General features: G+C 48.7%; 11 protein-coding genes. All 11 read left to right on the forward strand.

Annotated elements, in window-relative coordinates; translation table 11 throughout:
* Nucleotides 1-112 precede the first annotated feature (112 nt).
* The 11 genes from EXU85_RS04395 (at nt 113) to EXU85_RS04445 (ending at nt 17,832) form a co-directional block, all read left to right on the forward strand.
* Nucleotides 113-688 (forward strand): RNA polymerase sigma factor, encoded by a 576-nt coding sequence (locus tag EXU85_RS04395; RefSeq protein ID WP_142770902.1) that lies wholly within the window; start codon nt 113-115, stop codon nt 686-688.
* 261 nt (nt 689-949) lie between these two features.
* Nucleotides 950-1,975, forward strand: a complete 1,026-nt coding sequence (locus EXU85_RS04400) for a FecR family protein (RefSeq protein WP_142770903.1) — start codon at nt 950-952, stop codon at nt 1,973-1,975.
* A gap of 272 nt (nt 1,976-2,247) precedes the next feature.
* Complete coding sequence (locus tag EXU85_RS04405; protein ID WP_246859427.1) at nt 2,248-5,604, forward strand: TonB-dependent receptor; 3,357 nt, start codon at nt 2,248-2,250, stop codon at nt 5,602-5,604.
* A 90-nt stretch (nt 5,605-5,694) separates the two neighbouring features.
* Nucleotides 5,695-7,128 (forward strand): RagB/SusD family nutrient uptake outer membrane protein, encoded by a 1,434-nt coding sequence (locus EXU85_RS04410; protein WP_142770904.1) that lies wholly within the window; start codon nt 5,695-5,697, stop codon nt 7,126-7,128.
* A gap of 35 nt (nt 7,129-7,163) precedes the next feature.
* Nucleotides 7,164-8,537, forward strand: a complete 1,374-nt coding sequence (locus EXU85_RS04415; RefSeq protein WP_142770905.1) for an FAD-dependent oxidoreductase — start codon at nt 7,164-7,166, stop codon at nt 8,535-8,537.
* Nucleotides 8,538-8,610: 73 nt separating this feature from the next.
* Nucleotides 8,611-9,762 carry a hypothetical protein gene (locus EXU85_RS04420; protein ID WP_142770906.1) on the forward strand — a complete coding sequence of 384 codons (1,152 nt, stop codon included), beginning with the start codon at nt 8,611-8,613 and terminating at the stop codon, nt 9,760-9,762.
* Between the two features lie 282 nt (nt 9,763-10,044).
* A complete protein-coding gene (locus tag EXU85_RS04425) occupies nt 10,045-10,680 on the forward strand; it encodes an RNA polymerase sigma factor (RefSeq protein WP_142770907.1) in 636 nt (211 codons plus the stop codon).
* Between the two features lie 69 nt (nt 10,681-10,749).
* Nucleotides 10,750-11,871, forward strand: coding sequence for a FecR family protein (locus tag EXU85_RS04430; protein ID WP_142770908.1), 1,122 nt, complete (start codon nt 10,750-10,752; stop codon nt 11,869-11,871).
* 276 nt (nt 11,872-12,147) lie between these two features.
* Nucleotides 12,148-15,549, forward strand: a complete 3,402-nt coding sequence (locus EXU85_RS04435) for a TonB-dependent receptor (RefSeq protein ID WP_246859429.1) — start codon at nt 12,148-12,150, stop codon at nt 15,547-15,549.
* Nucleotides 15,550-15,562: 13 nt separating this feature from the next.
* Nucleotides 15,563-17,071 carry a RagB/SusD family nutrient uptake outer membrane protein gene (locus EXU85_RS04440; protein ID WP_142770909.1) on the forward strand — a complete coding sequence of 503 codons (1,509 nt, stop codon included), beginning with the start codon at nt 15,563-15,565 and terminating at the stop codon, nt 17,069-17,071.
* A gap of 122 nt (nt 17,072-17,193) precedes the next feature.
* On the forward strand, nt 17,194-17,832 hold the full coding sequence (locus EXU85_RS04445) for a DUF1080 domain-containing protein (protein ID WP_142770910.1): 639 nt from the start codon (nt 17,194-17,196) through the stop codon (nt 17,830-17,832).
* Nucleotides 17,833-17,931 lie beyond the last annotated feature (99 nt).

Consider the following 17,931-nt stretch of genomic DNA (forward strand, 5'->3'; position numbering starts at 1 on the left):
ATCGTCGGGCTTATGCCATTGGCTGGCCAAGCCCAATCAACAAAATTAGTAAGCTTATAATTTTGAAGTATTTAAGGGTTTATTACAACTTTGCTTATAAATCCTGTATTGAATGTCCCTGCACTTGTTAACCGACAATGAGTTGTTGGCCCTGCTTCGAGAAGACGACGAGCAGGCGTTCAGGGAGTTATATGATCGATACTGGTATAAAATGTACGTAATTGCTCATCGTAAACTTCGGCGGAAAGAAGTGGCTGAAGAGTTGGCGCAGGAGCTTTTTGTAATGATCTGGCAGAAACGGGAATCCCTGCGGGTCATTAATTTACAGGCGTTTTTAGGGGTGTCGCTCAAGAATCTGATGATCGACTACATCCGCCGAAATATTCAGGAGGAGCATTACCTCGATCAACTTCAGCAGTTTTTCCCCGCCGAAACCTTTGCCACTATAGAGGCCGTACAGATGAATGAACTCTCCGAAGCGATTCAGAGTACATTGGCCAAACTTCCCGAAAAAACCCGGGAAATTTTCATTCTCAACCGGTTCGAACACCTTACCATTCGGGAAATTGCCCAGCGACTGAACCTGTCCGAAAAAACAATAGAATACCACCTTTCCCGGTCAACCACCTTTCTACGTCAGAATCTACGCGATTTCATGACCGTCTGGGTGCTGTTATTAATCTCCTGATTACATGAAATGAATAGAACCGCACCGGCGGATCGGCTGATTGTTATGATAGTTATGATCCTAATATGATTTAATTACGGTATTCTTCTGGAAAAATCATTGTTAATCTTAACGATCATAAAAATCCGCGTTCTATTCAAAGTGAAAAAAAATCTAAAAAAAGCCTGATTGGTCTTAGGGAATTTTTGGAGCTATTCGTCTATACCTTTTGTCGGCCCGCCGATGCGTCGGCCCGTCGATGCGAACGAATGACTCAACCCGATGGACAGCACCAACTACCAGGAATTACTTGCTAAATACCTCAGGGGCGATTGCACTGACGAAGAACGGGTACTACTCGATCAATGGTATTCGTCTTTGGATTCTGAAGTAGCACTACCGGCTACCGATGAGGAGAAGAAACAGCTACTCGCTAAAAACTGGCAGGTATTGGCCGTTCGAACCGTAAAAACGGCCCCCGTCAAACACTTCCAATTCAGACCATATTGGGCGGTTGCTGCAGCTGTTTTATTGATCAGCGGATTGAGCTGGTACTTCATCAGTCGGTCAACTCTGGAACTACCAGCACAACAGGAGCAAGTAACGGAAGCAAAATTGCCGTTTACCGAGCGAACTAATACATCTGCCGTACCTGAGCGGGTGGTGTTAAGCGATCGGAGCGTGGTTACGTTACAACCTGGCAGTAGCCTCCGCTATCCAATTGCATTCGCTGGCAACAAGCGGGAAGTAACCCTGGTAGGAGAAGCCTTTTTTGAGGTACAGAAGAATCCACACAAACCGTTTCTGGTCTATTCACACGACCTGATTACCAAAGTACTCGGAACCAGCTTTCGGATTAAAGCGTACCCAACCGATCGGAACGTGACGGTGGCCGTTCAAACGGGGCGTGTATCCGTCTATTCGCCCAAGCTGGCAACGCAGACTAAATCAAAATCGGACCCGGAAACCATCGGCGTCGTACTGACCCCAAATCAGCAGGTAACCTATCTGGGGCAGGAGCATCGGCTGGTAAAGACGCTGGTTGAGAAGCCCGTCGTGCTGATTCCGGAAGCGGAATTAGCCTCTTTCACGTTTCAGAATGCCCCGGTTTCCAAAATCATGGCGGCTATTGAGAAAACGTATGGCGTGGATGTGGTCTATGACGAAGAACTAATGGCTAACTGCTTTATAACGACGTCCTTAGATCAGGAAAATCTGTACGATAAACTGACGATTATCTGTAAACTATTAGGAGCTACGTACAAGGTCATTGATGCGCAGATCGTCATTACCGGATCTGGGTGTTAAGTGGTCATTGGTGGTCATGCAATGGTTATGTAAATGAAAACAACCAATGATTATAATATGACAAGGAATGACAACTAAATGACAAGCTCTTTACTTAACCCAACTGCTATGAAGTGAAGGTAACCTGACGTAAAAAAAGAAAGTCGGCGATGGGTCCAAGCATCGCCGACTGGATAAGCCCCAGTTCGGTTGGTATTCCGTTGCATCCTCGTCAGATGTGTAGGGGCTCGTTTGTCTTTGTCTAAATCCTGTAAACAAAAACGATCAAAGGTATGAAATTACCTCGACTCAGTCACGCCTACGCACGTACCCTTATGCGTATCACTATTGCCCAATTGCTTTGTACGGTTTTGTTCCTGAACATGACCTATGCCCGAACGGTCAAAGCCCAGGCCTTGCTGGAGCAGTCAATTACCTTATCCGTTGAGAATAAGGAGATTCGCGTTGTATTGTCGACCATTGAAAAGGCCGCGAAGGTTACCTTTTCCTATATACCACAACAGATTCAGGCCGATCGGAAGGTGTCCATAAACATCTCGAATCAACGCCTGTCTACGGTACTGGATCAGCTTTTCAGGAACCTGCCGATCACTTATGAAGTGGTGGGGAAAAAGCAGATTTTGCTCAGTGTGCGCCCCGTGGTTCAGCCAACGATTCCGACGCTACTGCCTAAGAACACTTCATTCGAGCCTAGCCCCACGGCCGACCGCCAACTCTCGGGAACCGTTAAAAGCGAAACTGGTGAAGGCTTACCGGGTGTGAGTGTGGTCGTTAAAAACACCACGCGTGGTACCACGACCGATGCCGAAGGGAGATACAAACTCACGATTCCCAACGATGGCCCGGCTGTCACGCTCGTTTTTTCCTTTGTGGGGTATCTGAATCAGGAAATTGCCATTGGAAACCGCACCACTATTGATCTGCAACTTGTGCCGAATGATAAGTCATTGGATGAAGTGGTGGTCGTAGGCTATGGTACCGTTAAGAAAAGTGACCTGACCGGCTCACTATCGCAGGTCAAAGCGAAGGAGATCAACTCCTACCCAGCTACGAACGTTTTGCAGGCCTTAACCGGTCGGGCGGCTGGCGTACAGGTATTGCAGAATACGGGCGCTCCTGGTGCCCCCGTCAGTGTGCGTATCCGGGGTACTAACTCTATTCAGGGCAGTAACGAGCCGCTGTATGTGGTGGATGGGTTTCCGCTATCGGGCACTAACCCCACGGTGCTGAACAACGCGGACATTGAAACCATGGAGATTTTGAAAGATGCGTCCGCTACGGCTATTTACGGCTCAAGGGGTGCGAATGGGGTGGTGTTAATTACAACGAAACACGGCAAAGCGGGCAAAACACGGGTCGATTTTGAGACCAGTTATAGCTCACAAACACTGAGGAAGAAACTTGACTTGATGAACGCCCAGGAATATGCGACGTTCTATAACGAACAGGCTGCTAATGACAAACTGAAGCCCTATTTTACCCAGGATCAGATTAATGCGTTCGGGCAGGGTTTCGATTGGCAGAACCTTGTTTTCCAGAAAGCGCCGATGAAAACCACTGCGCTGAATATCAGCGGTGGGAACGAAAAAACGCAGTTTTCGCTATCGGGAAGTGCGTTCAATCAGGACGGTATCGTTAAAGGAAGCGACTATAACCGGTATTCGTTGCGGGCCAATATCAATCATGCCGTTAGCAGCAAATTCAGCGTCAATTTTGGGGGGACATTAACCCGGCTGCAAACGGGCCGAAAAGATAGTAATGGAGGAAGCCGGGGAAATTCGATGATTGCGGGTGCTATTTCCGCGCCACCGACCCTGACACCCTATAATGATGATGGGACCTATCGGACATTGGCCATCGCCTATCCATTTGTAGCCACCGACCTGATAAATCCGCTCAACTTTATCAATGAACAAAACAACCAGACAAAAGCGAACGTCGCCCTGCTCAATGCATCGTTGATTTTTAAGCCGATTGAATCCATAACCATCAAAGTGTCGGGAGGGGTTGAAAATCGGGACGATCGAACCGACAACTATACCACCCGGAATTTTGTGAATTCCAGCGGTTCGGCTAGTGTTGGTACCAATCAATTCACCAGTCTGTTGAGTGAAAACACCATCAGTTACAACAAAACCTTCAATCAGAAGCATACCGTCTCGGCCGTAGCGGGGTTCACCTACCAGGATTTTGTGAACACGTCACTAGCTGCTAGTGGGGTTGGTTTTCTGAGCAATACTCCCGAAACCTATGATCTGGCGTCGGCGTCGACACCAGGGATACCGAGTTCCGGGTATACAAAATCGGTATTGTTATCGTATCTGGCTCGGGTCAATTACGCCTATAGCAGTAAGTACCTGGCAACGGTCAGTATACGCAGAGATGGTTCATCGAAATACAGCGAAGGCAATAAGTGGGGCTACTTCCCTTCGGCTGCATTGGCCTGGCGCGTATCTAATGAGGAGTTCATGAAAGACAACTCATTGATTTCAGATTTGAAAGTACGGGCCAGTTGGGGACTTACGGGTAGCCAGGCCATTAACGCCTATGCTACGCTGAATCAGCTGTATTCAGGAAAAACCGTTTTTGGCGATGCTCTGTATAACACCTATGGGCCGAGTACAACCTTGCCCGGTAATCTGAAATGGGAAACCACCGAGCAAAAGGATATAGGCGTTGATTTCGGGATTTTGAATAACCGAATCCTGTTCACGGCTGATTATTACATCAAGAACACCCGGGATCTACTGAATAATGTATCCTTGCCGTCTTCACTAGGGTATACCACGACGATTAAAAATGTGGGTGAAATCCAGAATAGCGGTCTTGAATTGGGTATTGACAGTCGGATTTTAACCGGTGCTTTCAAATGGGATGTCAACGCCAACATCTCGTTTAACCGAAATAAAGTCGTGAAACTATACGGCGGACAGGATATTCTGGGCGGTACCATTAGTGTGGTGGTCATTAATGATGTGACGAATATTCTGCGCGAGGGCCGCCCGTTGGGCCAGTTTTGGGGCTATGTGGAGGATGGGTACGACGATAAAGGGAAAATTAAGTACAAAGATACCGATGGCGATGGGAGCATCACGATCAAGGATAAAACCTATATCGGCAACCCGAATCCGAAGTACATTTTTGGGTTTAATTCAAACATGTCCTACAAAAACTTCGACTTAACGCTCTTCCTGCAAGGTGTTCAGGGGAATAATATCTTCAATGCCAGTGCCATGGGGAGTACAATCGACTATGGCTTTGGGCTGAACATGCCCCGCGAGGTGTATCTGAATCACTGGTCGACCACCAATCCGAATGCCAAGTACCCCATTATCAGTAACAGTGTGAATGCACGGGTTTCGGATCGGTATATAGAAGATGGATCGTTTGTGCGGCTCAAAAATATTCAGTTAGCCTATAATTTCCCGCTTCAGAACTGGGGCGTAAAGTGGGTAAGAACAATACAGTTATATGCCAGTGGACAAAATTTACTGACCCTCACCAATTACTCCTGGTGGGACCCCGAAGTGAACTCAAAAGGGGATGCTAACTCGACTACCCAGGGTGTTGACTCCTACAGTTATCCCGTTGCGAAAACGATTACGGCTGGTCTTCGTGTCGGTTTTTAAAGAGCGAAAGAGTGGATGAGCGAAATAACGCTCTGATAAGCAAATCAATCATTCACTCTTTCGCTCATTCACTCTTTAAAAATTAGTCCCATGAAAAAGATACTATTCCTACTTTCAATTATTGTCCTGACATCCTGTGAGAAATCGCTCATTGAAGAACCCAAATCATTGGTTGTCGAATCCTTTTTCAATACGGCCACCGAGGTGGAAACGGCCACTAATCTTATTTATTCCCCTTTACGGAATACCAATTATTCTGTGTACGAAGCAACGCTTGAATGTCAGTCCGATTATGCGAACGGCCGGGGAAGCTGGGCCCCGCTTCACGTTTTTCAGGGTTTAGATGATGCAAATATCACGCGGGTAGCTGGCTTGTGGAACAACTTTTATCTGAGCATTCGTAACGCGAATCTGGTGATAAAAAACGCCCCTACGGGTAAGGTAATCAGCAAAACGGATGTGGCCAAATACGTGGCCGAAGCCAAGTTTATGCGGGCGTTCAATTATTTTCAGTTGGTACGAAACTGGGCAGGCGTGCCGCTACGTACGGAAAGCACGATGGATGCCATCGACCTGAAACGCAGCAGTACGGATGAGGTGTATGCATTAATTGTTGCCGATCTTACCGAAGCCGAAACCAACCTGCCTGATAATCCGGCAGTGGCGGGCAGGCCCACTAAATGGTCTGCCAAAACGATGCTGGCCGATGTGTACCTACACCTGGGCAAGTTTGCTGAAGCACGGGATAAAGCCGACGAAGTTATTAAATCCAATAAATTCTCCTTAGTACCCATCACCACTAAAACCGATTTTCAGGCCAAGGTTTGGGGGCCTGATTTAGTGTCGACCAGCGAGGAGATTTTTTACTTGAAATACGCCCGTCAGGTTAATCAGGGTAATTACATGCTCTGGATCAGCAATCATCCGGATACGAAGCTGTTCAATTTCGGAGGAGCCTACGTTATCTATCTCGATGTCACGAGTACCTATTATAAATCCTGGAATTCAAGTGACCTTAGGAAAGGGCTTTGGGACTTGATCAATTTTGGCTTAGGGGCCAACACCCTGGTTAGTTCGAAGTTTGCCGACCAACTTGCTGTTTCTCAGAATGGTGCCGGGAATGATGATCCCGTTTATGGCTACTCGGATGTATTGCTGATCTATGCTGAAGCTTCGAGCAGAGCCGGTAACGGACCAACGGAAGCGGGTATGGAAGCGCTCAACAAGGTACATCGTCGGGCGTTTGGAAAGGCACCTTCGGTTGCTTCATCCATCGACTATACCCTTGCCGATTATAACGCGGCTACATTTCTTGATTTAGTATTAACCGAACGGAGCTACGAGTTTCAATTGGAAGGGAAACGCTGGCTGGATCTCAAGCGAACGGGCAAAGTCAAAGAGGCTGTCCTGGCGGCTACCGGTAAAACCGTTGCGGATAAACACCTCCTCTGGCCCATTCCGGTTTCAGAAATGAACTACAACAAAGGCCTTGATCCAACAAAAGATCAGAATCCGGGCTATTAACACCTGTCTAGCTTAGACCACTCAAACGAACTGTTATGGAAAGAAGGTCAGTTTTGGCAACGTTGGGCGCTATGTCGCTGGGCGCTGCCTCCCCCAAATTAGCAACTGGTGAAGTTCTAAATAAACCGTATAAACTCACGAAGCAAACCCTAAAAACGGATATCCTGGTTATTGGGGGCGGAACGGCGGGCGTGGTAGCGGCCATTCAGGCTGGTCGGGCCGGACGCAAAACTATTCTGGTTGAAAATGGAAGTCAGTTAGGTGGCACCACCACCACGGGCGGAGTGGCTTTCCCAGGTATATTTTTTGCCTGGGGGAAGCAGATAATCAGCGGAATCGGTTGGGAAATGGTGCAGGAAGCCGTAGCTCTCAATGATGATACGCTTCCTAATTTTTCGATTCCCCACGGCAAAAATCATCCCAAACATCAGGTTCGGCTGAATGGACAATTGTATGCAATGTTGCTGGAAGAGAAATGTGTGCAGGCAGGTGTTCAGATCCGTTTCTATGAAACACCTACGCAGATAACCTTTCAAAAAAACAACTGGGTCGTAGAAACGGTCGGTAAAGGCACCATGACCCAGATAACCTGTAACCAGTTGATCGACTGCACCGGAAATGCCTATGCTACGTCCATTGCCGGGTTCGATGTGTTGCGGGAGTCGGTTACCCAGCCGGGTACGCTGATGTTTAAACTGGGCGGATACGACTTTAATTCGCTGGATGTTAAACTGATACAGGCTCGGTATCAGGAAGCTATTCAGAAAGGAGAGTTAGTGAAAACCGATTTTCGAAACAACATAATTGGCTTGTTGCGAAGCGCTGGCGATAATATTCAGCACGTATTGGGTGCCGACTCCACGACCTCCGAGACCCATACCGTTGCGAATATAAAAGGGCGGGCTTCCTTATTGCAAACGCTACGGTTTCTGCGCACATTACCCGGCTGCGAAAAAACAAAACTCATTGATGTGCAAAACGAAACGGCGGTTCGGGAAACCTACCGCATTGATGGCCATTACAAAATTACGCAGGCCGATTACGTGACGGGGAAACTGTTCGATGATTCGGTTTCCTATTCCTATTACCCAATCGACGTTCACGACGAAAATGGCGTTGTTCCCGATCATCTGGCCGAAGGGATCGTTCCAACGGTTCCGCTTCGGGCGCTTATTCCCAAAAACAGCCGGAACTTCCTGGTGGCGGGCCGGTGCGTCAGTAGTGACCGACTGGCGAACTCGGCGCTTCGGGTACAGGCTTCCTGCATGGGAATGGGGCAGGCCGCTGGTGCCGCAGCTGTACTGGCTAATATGCAGAATAAAACGCCACTGGACGTGTCCATGAGCGACCTTCGAAAACTGCTGGAAGAACACGGCGGCATTGTACCCGGCAGCAGCTCAAAAGGCTAAAAACGAGTATGATAAGGGCCTACTTATAGAAACCTCTGTGTTCACTGTGGCTATTTTTTTTAGATAAGTGTGTATGCGTGTCCTGAAAATCAACACATTATTCGCTTTTGTTCTGGTGCCGCTACTCATATTGGCCTATACCAGCGTGGGGCAAATTCGGTATTTTCGTACGCCAGCTAGTACACTGAAACCTGATACGAAGCTGGCATTTATGGCCGTGTCTGAAGATTCCATTGCCAATGATACGTTGTTTCAGATTCGATCCAAAGAAGGCTACCCGATGGCTTATTTTCGGAAAATCAGGACTAGCGTATGCTTCGATAATAAGTGCCGGTTATTGAAAGTCAATCTGTATTGGACGAGTACAGGACGCTATTTAGGATTTGACCTCCCTAAAGGCGAGTTTTTGAGTAAAGCCGAGCACAAGCCATTTACACCGGCCGAATATGAGCGCATGAGTGACTTATTGGCCGATCCGCTTTCGCCACTGGCTACGCTATCCTATGCCGAACTGGCACCCCATGTAAAACTCCCCGACAAAGGAAATGAAGTGGATGGGGTGTCGTCGGCTACGGCGAAGAATGTGCTGGAGTATGTAGTTGAAGGGGCCGCGTATACTACTTATAAAATGTGGCATGTTGTGTATGGCTCAACGCAGGCGGATGTAACTCGTTTGACCGAAAAGTCATTGTCGCCCGACTTCATCCTGACGATTCTGGAGAGCCCGGATTTGACGGATAAAATCTGGGCTCTCAATCATATTCGTGGGTTTGTACCGCTCACACCAGCGCTGCAAAACTCGCTTTTGGGCTTTATCAGCCCGACAGATTACAATCTGGCCGAGCGGGCTATTCAGGCTTTTGGGGCAGGTGATTTACAATCCAATGCCATTCAGCAGGCATTATTCACGAAGTTCAACAAGTCTGGTTATGCGCTTAAAAAACTCATTGTTGGTAAGTTTAAGGAAGCACCAGTTCTTGATGAACAGGTGAAAAAAACCTTTGCTGAAAGCTTGACATCGTTGAATAGCGAACTGATAAGCAACGTATTGGATCTATTCAGAAAACACAAAGTTACAGACGCTGACACCTGCCGACTGGTAGCCCAACTCCTCACAAACCGGAACGAATTAATTGCCCAAAAAGCGTTTGCCTATTTAAACGCCACACCGGTCCGTGATACGTTGATCGAAATGCAGATGAAGGCGTACAAGTTGAAAAAGTGACTGACAGTATCCTGGATTTTAGTAGACAGTAAAGGTTAGTGGAAGAAGTAAGAAGTTTAGTTTAGATAGGTTGCTGTAAACTCCCGGCGGGTATCTGCCGGGAGTTTTTTGTATAAGCAATTGCCTGTTTTTCAATGGGAATAACCCTACTAAAGCACTATTTAAATAAATTTTGCACAATACTGAGTATTAGTTGAATTATCTCCCCTATTAACTCATGTATCCACTTCCGTCGCAACGTACCGGACTAGTTATTGAATCGCTCTTAATGAGGACGAGATTATGCTGAAACTCAACATAGGCCAGCAAGCACAAAATACGTGGGAGAAAACGGACGAAACGCTGCTCTGGCAGCAGTTCAGGGAAGGGCAGCAGGAAGCCTTTCAGGGATTGGTTCAGCACTTTTATCGCGAACTCCACTTCTACGGCGGTCGTTTCACCCGCGATTCTGATCTGCTGAAAGACTGTCTGCAAGACCTGTTTCTGGACTTATGGACGTATCGGCACAAGATTGTACAAACGCCCTACATCCGGCCTTACCTCTACAAATCGTTACGTCGAAAAATCCATCGGGAAGTGATGCGTCATTCGGCCGTTGTTAGCGAAGACAGCGTTCCGTTCGATGATGTAAGTTCGGAAGAGATTACCGCCGAACAGGCCCTGATCCGTACTGAATTGTCTGAATATCAGACGGCCCGTCTACATGCGCTCTTGGCAACCCTGTCTGATCGACAGCGGGAAGCCATCCACCTGAAGTTCTACGCCGAATTGTCGAATGATGAAATTGCTGATATACTGGCAGTTAACAAGCAATCGGTGGCAAATCTGTTGCATCGTGGCCTGAGCCGGTTACGAGAAAGCTGGCCGTCGTTGCTATCGTTGTTTGGCTGGTTGGTAAACGAGTCGTTTCCTAAATAACCTTGCGTACTGAGTATTGTCCCGAAAAACCACCCTATTAACAAACGAGATGGCTGACTCTCATACGCTATGAAAACGTATCAACACTATACCGTCGAGGATTTTCTAACCGATAACTGGTTTCTGGCCTGGGTGAAACATGACCAGCCCGAAGCACGCCAGTTCTGGGAGGAATGGCAACAACAGAATCCGGCCCAACGGCATACGCTACTGCTGGCCAAAGACATGGCCGAAGCGCTTAAAAACCGCCCGCATACATTGTCTGCTGAGCAGGAACTGCTGGAAGTTGACCGGATTGTTAAACTGACCCGCCACGTACCGACACCATCGCGCTGGCTTGTACTTAAGGCTTCACTGAATCAGTATCGCTGGTTAGCTGCTGCCTTGGTACTTGTGATTTTGGGCGCTGGTTGGTGGATTAGCCAACAGAAATCGCCGATAACACAACTGGCTAAAACGGAGCCTATTCCCGGACAGGAAAATCGCTCAACCGAACAGTGGTTCAATCAGGTCAATGGTACGTCTCAACCGGTAGTCCTGTCGCTGCCCGATGGGAGCCAGATGACACTGATGGCGCATAGTCAGGCGTCATATCCTCGCTCGTTCGATGTCGATAAACGGGAGGTTTATCTGAAAGGGGATGCGTTGTTTTCGGTTGTTCACGAAGGAAAACGGCCTTTTCTGGTGTATAGTGGCACTCTGGTCACCCGCGTACTGGGCACCCGATTCCGGGTTCAGGCCCGCCCCGGCGAAACCCATATGCGGGTGTCGGTCATATCCGGGAAAGTGTCGGTGATGGATCAGAAAGCGTGGATGGCTTCCCGAACGTCGAGCCGTAATCCTGTGGCGGGCGTGGTACTGACGGCCAATCAGCAGGTAACCTACAATCCGGGCCTGAATAGTTATCAGAAAGAATTGGTACCCAGGCCAATGGTTATCCCTACGGTAACGGAAAGCCCGGAAACCTTCAATTTCGACGATGCCCCAGCTACAAACGTTTTCGACCGACTAAAAAAAGCCTATGGTGTAGAAATCATCTATGATGCGTCGGCCTTGCGGCATTGCACCCTAACGGCCTCGCTGGCGGGTGTCTCACTGTATGATCAACTTCAGTTACTGTGTGCCTCCATTGGCGCATCATACGAAGTCGTCGATACGCGCATCATCATTACCAGCAAAGGCTGTTCGTAAGTGAATGAATAATGCATAATGAATAATTCATAATGTAAAATGTAAAATGAATAATGGGTAAGGGGTTGATTGTTAATAGTTTGCCTGTTGTTTGTTTTGCCGCATGGGCGGCCTCATTTACCCATTATTAATTATTCATTTTACACTATTCATTAAAAAAATCCCGCTATGCTGCGAACATAGCGGGGGTATTTGACCGATCGGGCGGCTATTTCGGGCCACCGCCGATCGGTGTAGCTACTCCTTTGCCCGGAATAACTAAACCTACCACAAGTTATGTACAAGTTTACAAACCACGAAACGATTCGGATGCTTATGCGAATTTCGCTACTCCAGTTGTTGCTTACGGTTGCGTTGATCAATGGGGTGCTGGCGGCTAAGGGGCAGGAGCTTCTGGAGCAACGAGTCAGCCTTCGACTGGACAATAACACGATCCGACAGGCACTGCTCACGCTGGAAAAAACAGCGCATGTCAAGTTCGTCTATAGCCGACAAATTGTCCAGATTGACCGGAAAGTGTCGTTGTCGGCTTCGGAGGAAAAACTGGCCGTTGTACTCGAACGGCTATTGAAGCCGCTCCAACTGCGGTATGTGGTTACGGGTAGCCAAATTGCTATTGTGCGCGGGCCCACATCCGACGATGTGGGCGATGCGGACCCCGCTCCCTATGCGGCATCAACTGAGTTCGCCGACCTAACCATCACCGGTACAGTTACCAGCGAAACGGGCGAAGGACTGCCGGGCGTAAGTGTCGTTCTCAAAAGCACCACGCGAGGCACCACCACCGATGCGGAGGGTAAATACAAGCTTGTTATTCCGGACGATCCGGCCAGCAAAGCCACGACGACCCTGGTCTTTTCGTTTGTTGGCTACAGTAATCAGGAGGTAGTGGTTGGTAACCGGACCACAGTTGATGTACAGCTTGCGCCCGACCAGAAATCGCTAAATGAAGTGGTGGTCGTGGGTTATGGTACGCAACAGAAAGAGGATATTACCGGGGCCATTGCCATTGCGTCGGCCAAAGAACTCAAAGATCCGCCCGTAGCCCAGGTGGCACAAATGCTACAGGGCAAGCTGGTGGGTGTGCGCATTGACCAGGTGAGCGGACGGCCTGGCGAGGGCATGAATATCAAAGTTCGGGGTTCGGTGTCAATTACCGCTGGGGCTAATCCATTGTATGTGGTCGATGGAATGCCCATTACCGGCGATATCAATACAATCAATCCGGCTGAAATTGAAAGCATCAGCGTGTTGAAAGACGCGGCTTCCTCGTCGCTCTACGGATCGCGGGCGGGCAATGGGGTGGTACTGATTCAAACGAAACAGGCGAAAGCGGGCAAAACGCAAATCGATTTCAACGCGTATTACGGCTTTGAAAAGATTCCCGACGCCCGGAAGCTGAAAATGATGAACGCCGAAGAGTACGCTCAGTTTCAGAAAGAAATTGCTGAATCGAACGGCAGAGCGGTGAATCCGGCTTTCCAGAATCCGGCACAATACGCCGGAAAAGGTACGAACTGGTTTGATGTCGTAACCCGAACCGGTGCGGTTCAGAGTTATAATCTTACCCTCCGTTCGGGCACTAAAAACTTCCTGACCTCCGTTACCGGTGGCTATTTTAAAGAGGATGGGGTCGTAATTGGAACAGGGTTTCAACGGCTTTCGCTTCGGATAAATACCCTGTTTACGCCCAGCGACAAAATCAAGGTTGGCTTCAATCTGGCACCTAATTATTCTTCCAACACCAATTTTGCGACCGATGGTGGCCCGTATGGTACTGAAAACATTATTTCCGGAGCGCTGGCAACGAGTCCACTGGCTAGTCCTTACAATGCCGATGGTAGTCTGGCGCTGACGGCTTCGGACCCGGCTTCCTTTGGTAACCCAAACTGGCTACGGGTAGCCCAAGAAAAAGTGTATAAGAACAAAACCCAGGCGTTGCTGTCTAACGTCTATGTTGAATACGAAATCATCAAGGGCTTAAAGGCCAAGACAACGGGCAATATCCAGCTGAGTAACAACAACATATTCCAGTTTAACCCGTCTACCATTGGCGTTTTGTTCACCCCGCCACCCCGCATTCCGAGCGGCTCCGATAATACGACCCGGATGTATAACTGGGTGAATGAAAACTCGCTGACCTATCAGAACGAATTTAACGGGCATAGCATCGACGCCCTGGTCGATTTCACGGCCCAGCAGTTCCGCAGCGAGAACAACCTGATTACGGCGACCAATTACACCGATGATAAAGTACAGGCCGTTAGTGCCGCCGGGCGGACCGTGGTTACCAGCGATGTGCAAAAATGGGCTTTACTGTCGTTTCTGGCCCGCCTGAATTACAACTATAAAAGTAAATACCTCTTCACGGCTTCGGTTCGTCGCGATGGGTCGTCGCGCTTTGGCCCCAACAATCGCTGGGGGAATTTCCCGTCGGCTTCGGTGGGCTGGATTGTGTCGAAAGAGGATTTCTGGCGCGTAACACCGATTTCATTTTTAAAACTACGGGCTAGCTACGGCATCACCGGCAACTTCGAAATCGGCAATTACTCCTTCCGATCAACGGTTGGCCCTGTTTATTACGACTTTGGCAATACGCTTTTCCAGGGTAGGGCGGCCAATAACCTGGGCGATAATAACCTGGGGTGGGAGCGAAAAAAACAGTTTAATATCGGTGCCGATGTCTACCTGCTGAATGATCGGATTCAGCTGACGTATAACTATTACCGTACAACCTCCAGTGACCTGCTCTATAACGTCTCCGTTCCCGTGTCGTCGGGGTTTAGTAGTATTCAAACCAACATTGGCGAGCTGAAATTCTGGGGGCACGAAATTGGCCTCAGTACGACTACGATTCGCAACAACCGGCTCACCTGGACAACGACCCTCAATCTGTCTTTCGACCGGAACCGGGTAGAAAAACTATCGACCGAAAAAACCAATGCAATCTACCAGGGCATGGTCAATTACGGGTTCTATAGTCATATCTCACAGGTGGGTTCGCCCGTTGGGTTGTTTTACGGAGCCGTTTGGGATGGCGTTTATAAGAATCAGCAGGATTTCGATAATTCGCCGAAATATTCTGATTCGCAAGTGGGAACCATCAAGTTCCGGGATTTTAATGGTGACGGAAAGATCACGTTCCCGGAAGATTATACTACAACTGGAACGCCCTGGCCTAAATATATCTTTGGCCTCACAAATCAGCTCAACTACCGAAATTTTGATCTGGGTCTGACAATTACAGGGAATTATGGAAACCAGATTCTGGCGCACTACGAGAACTGGCTAACCAATCTCGATGGCCCGTTTAACGTGCTGGAAGAAGTAAAAGACCGCTGGAAATCACCCACCGACCCCGGTGCTGGCAAATATGGCAGTGTGCAGCAGGGCACTACCTACCTGGAACGTGACCGCTGGAGTACCCGATACCTTAAAGACGGTAGCTTCCTGTCGTTCAAGAACATTACGCTGGGTTATACGCTTCCACTCAACGTAAAAACCATCCGGAGCCTGCGCGTATACAGTAGCATTCAGAACGCCTGGCTCATTACCAAGTATCCGGGAAATCCGGAAGTGAACACGCGGAATGCAGCCAGTGGCAGTTCGCCGGGTGTCGACGAAGGATCATATCCTGTTCCCCGCACGGTCAGTTTCGGCGTAAATATTGGTTTCTAAAAAAGGACTCGTCATGAAAATCAAACTCATCGCCCTAAGTATCCTGTTTTTTTCACTAAGTGCCTGCCATGAATTTCTGGATGTCATTCCGGAAACGACCTTAACGTCCGATAGTTTCTACAAGACGCAGGCCGACTTTGAACAAGCGGTCGGCGGTATTTATGCGCCATTGCAGGGACTTTATAATCAGGATTGGATTCTGAACGAAATGCGCTCCGACAACACCTATTTTATCTATAATGTTGCCCAACGTGGCGGAAAGCCGCAGGAAGATCCTGCAACGTTTACCCTTGAAACCAACAATACCTACACGTCGGGCAAATGGACGAACGATTACCTGATCATTTCTCGGGCTAATCAGGTATTAAAAACGATCGATGCGGCCAGTTTTGATGAATCCGTTAAATCCAATCTGAAAGGACAGGCGCTTTTTTTGAGAGCCTTTGCGTATTTCGATCTGGTAAAAAACTTCGGAGGTGTTCCGCTATTTCTGGACCCGGCCTCAGGCTACAAGGAAACCTTTAAAGCGAGAGCCGAGGCCACTGATGTTTATACGCAGATCAATATCGATGCCGCAGCAGCTGCCAAACTATTGCCCGCCAAAGCTTCGGCACCGGGACGGGCTACGTCGGGAGCCGCTTATACGCTGCTGGCCGACGCCTATATCAACCAGAAATCCTGGGCCGATGCCGAAACCGCCCTGAAGACGGTGACAACGCTGGGGTATAGCCTGCTACCCAACTATGCGGACATTTTTAAACCAACGAATAAAGGCAACAGTGAGCTTATTTTCGATGTGCAATATGCCGAGGGAACCTCGCAGGCAATCTATAACGCACTGCCTTACCTGTTCATCCCCATACTGGCCGACCCATCCATACTGACGGGGGTAAAGCCAGCCTCGCAGCAAAATTATGGCGGCTACAACGTACCGACGCCCGATTTGCTGAAGGCTTATGAAGATACGCTCAAAGACCAGCGGTTTTCGGCGTCCATCGGTTTCTATACAGGCCCATCGCCCCTAATCGGAATAACGTCGTATAACCGTACGCCCTACATCAAAAAATACCTGCATCCACACGCTGTTTATGGACAAACGGCCGACAATGGCCCGATCTACCGCTATGCCGAAGTACTGTTGATGCTGGCCGAAGCTACGAACGAGCAAGGTCGTCAGGTCGATGCCGTTGGCTATCTGAATCAGGTTCGGGCGCGGGCGGGACTGACCCCGTTGACTGCTGGTAGTCAGGTGGATATGCGAACGAGTATTTTGAACGAACGTCGGATTGAACTGGCTTTTGAAAATAAACGCTGGCACGATCTTGTCCGAAGCGGGTTAGCGGTTCAGGTGCTGTCTGCCAAAGGTGCCAAAATCAAGGACAATCCGCAGGCGTATTACTATCCGGCGGGTAGCGCGCCTATCTCCACGGCTTTTAACGTTACGGAACGCGATCTACTTTATCCGATTCCGGTGAGTGAAATTATTACTAATCCTGACCTGAAACAGAACCCAGGCTATTGATACGTCCTTTTGAATTTTTGACAGGGTAAATAGGATTTTTCGTTGTGATGTCAGTTTTGAGAAACTGACATCACAACAACAAGGTGTGGTACGGGTTCTGACCGTTTAGTTTATTTTTTCTTATGAAAACGTTTCTATTTATTTCTGCCATTATAACCCTGTTTCTGACCGGCTTTTTGCCCATACCTGCCCAAAAAACGGTTTCGCTTTTCGACGGCAAAACGTTCCGGGGCTGGGAGGGTGACACGGTCAACACCTGGCGAATCGAAAACGGTACCATTGCCGCCGGGCGACCCGATCAGATGGCCCCGCACAACGATTTCCTGTGTACGACCCGCAGCTATGCCAACTTTGTGATGCGGCTGAAAGTCAGGCTGACGGGCACGAAAGGATTTGTTAATGCGGGCATACAGTTCCGCAGCAAACGACTCACGAACCCGCCTTACGAGATGATTGGCTACCAAGCCGACTGGGGCCCTAAATATTGGGGAAGCTTGTACGACGAATCGCGCCGGAAAGTAACGCTGGTTCAACCCGACTCCGTCCAAATGGCGAAGTGGATAAAAGTCGCCGATTGGAATATGTACGAAATTCGAGCCGAAAATCGCCGGATTCGTTTGTATGTCAACGGCAATCAAACGGTCGAGTATACCGAATCGGATGAAAGTATTCCGCAATCAGGGTTGATCGGTCTGCAAATTCACGGGGCTGGCATAACCCAGGTTGCCTATAAAGACATTACGCTCGAAGAACTTCCCTGATTTTTTCTTTTCGACAGGATTTGTGGTGTCAGCGGGGCCGCCTGCGCGGTGCTTGATGTGGTGTCAGATGCTTACATCTGACCCATTTAGGTTTCTCAA

The sequence above is a fragment of the Spirosoma sp. KCTC 42546 genome (genome assembly GCF_006965485.1).
Lineage (GTDB): Bacteria > Bacteroidota > Bacteroidia > Cytophagales > Spirosomataceae > Spirosoma.

Coding starts and splice junctions, on each gene's coding strand:
- EXU85_RS04395 (WP_142770902.1), top strand. CDS start 113: ATGTCCCTGCACTTGTTAACCGACAATGAGTTGTTGGCCCTGCTTCGA.
- EXU85_RS04400 (WP_142770903.1), top strand. CDS start 950: ATGGACAGCACCAACTACCAGGAATTACTTGCTAAATACCTCAGGGGC.
- EXU85_RS04405 (WP_246859427.1), top strand. CDS start 2,248: ATGAAATTACCTCGACTCAGTCACGCCTACGCACGTACCCTTATGCGT.
- EXU85_RS04410 (WP_142770904.1), top strand. CDS start 5,695: ATGAAAAAGATACTATTCCTACTTTCAATTATTGTCCTGACATCCTGT.
- EXU85_RS04415 (WP_142770905.1), top strand. CDS start 7,164: ATGGAAAGAAGGTCAGTTTTGGCAACGTTGGGCGCTATGTCGCTGGGC.
- EXU85_RS04420 (WP_142770906.1), top strand. CDS start 8,611: ATGCGTGTCCTGAAAATCAACACATTATTCGCTTTTGTTCTGGTGCCG.
- EXU85_RS04425 (WP_142770907.1), top strand. CDS start 10,045: ATGCTGAAACTCAACATAGGCCAGCAAGCACAAAATACGTGGGAGAAA.
- EXU85_RS04430 (WP_142770908.1), top strand. CDS start 10,750: ATGAAAACGTATCAACACTATACCGTCGAGGATTTTCTAACCGATAAC.
- EXU85_RS04435 (WP_246859429.1), top strand. CDS start 12,148: ATGTACAAGTTTACAAACCACGAAACGATTCGGATGCTTATGCGAATT.
- EXU85_RS04440 (WP_142770909.1), top strand. CDS start 15,563: ATGAAAATCAAACTCATCGCCCTAAGTATCCTGTTTTTTTCACTAAGT.
- EXU85_RS04445 (WP_142770910.1), top strand. CDS start 17,194: ATGAAAACGTTTCTATTTATTTCTGCCATTATAACCCTGTTTCTGACC.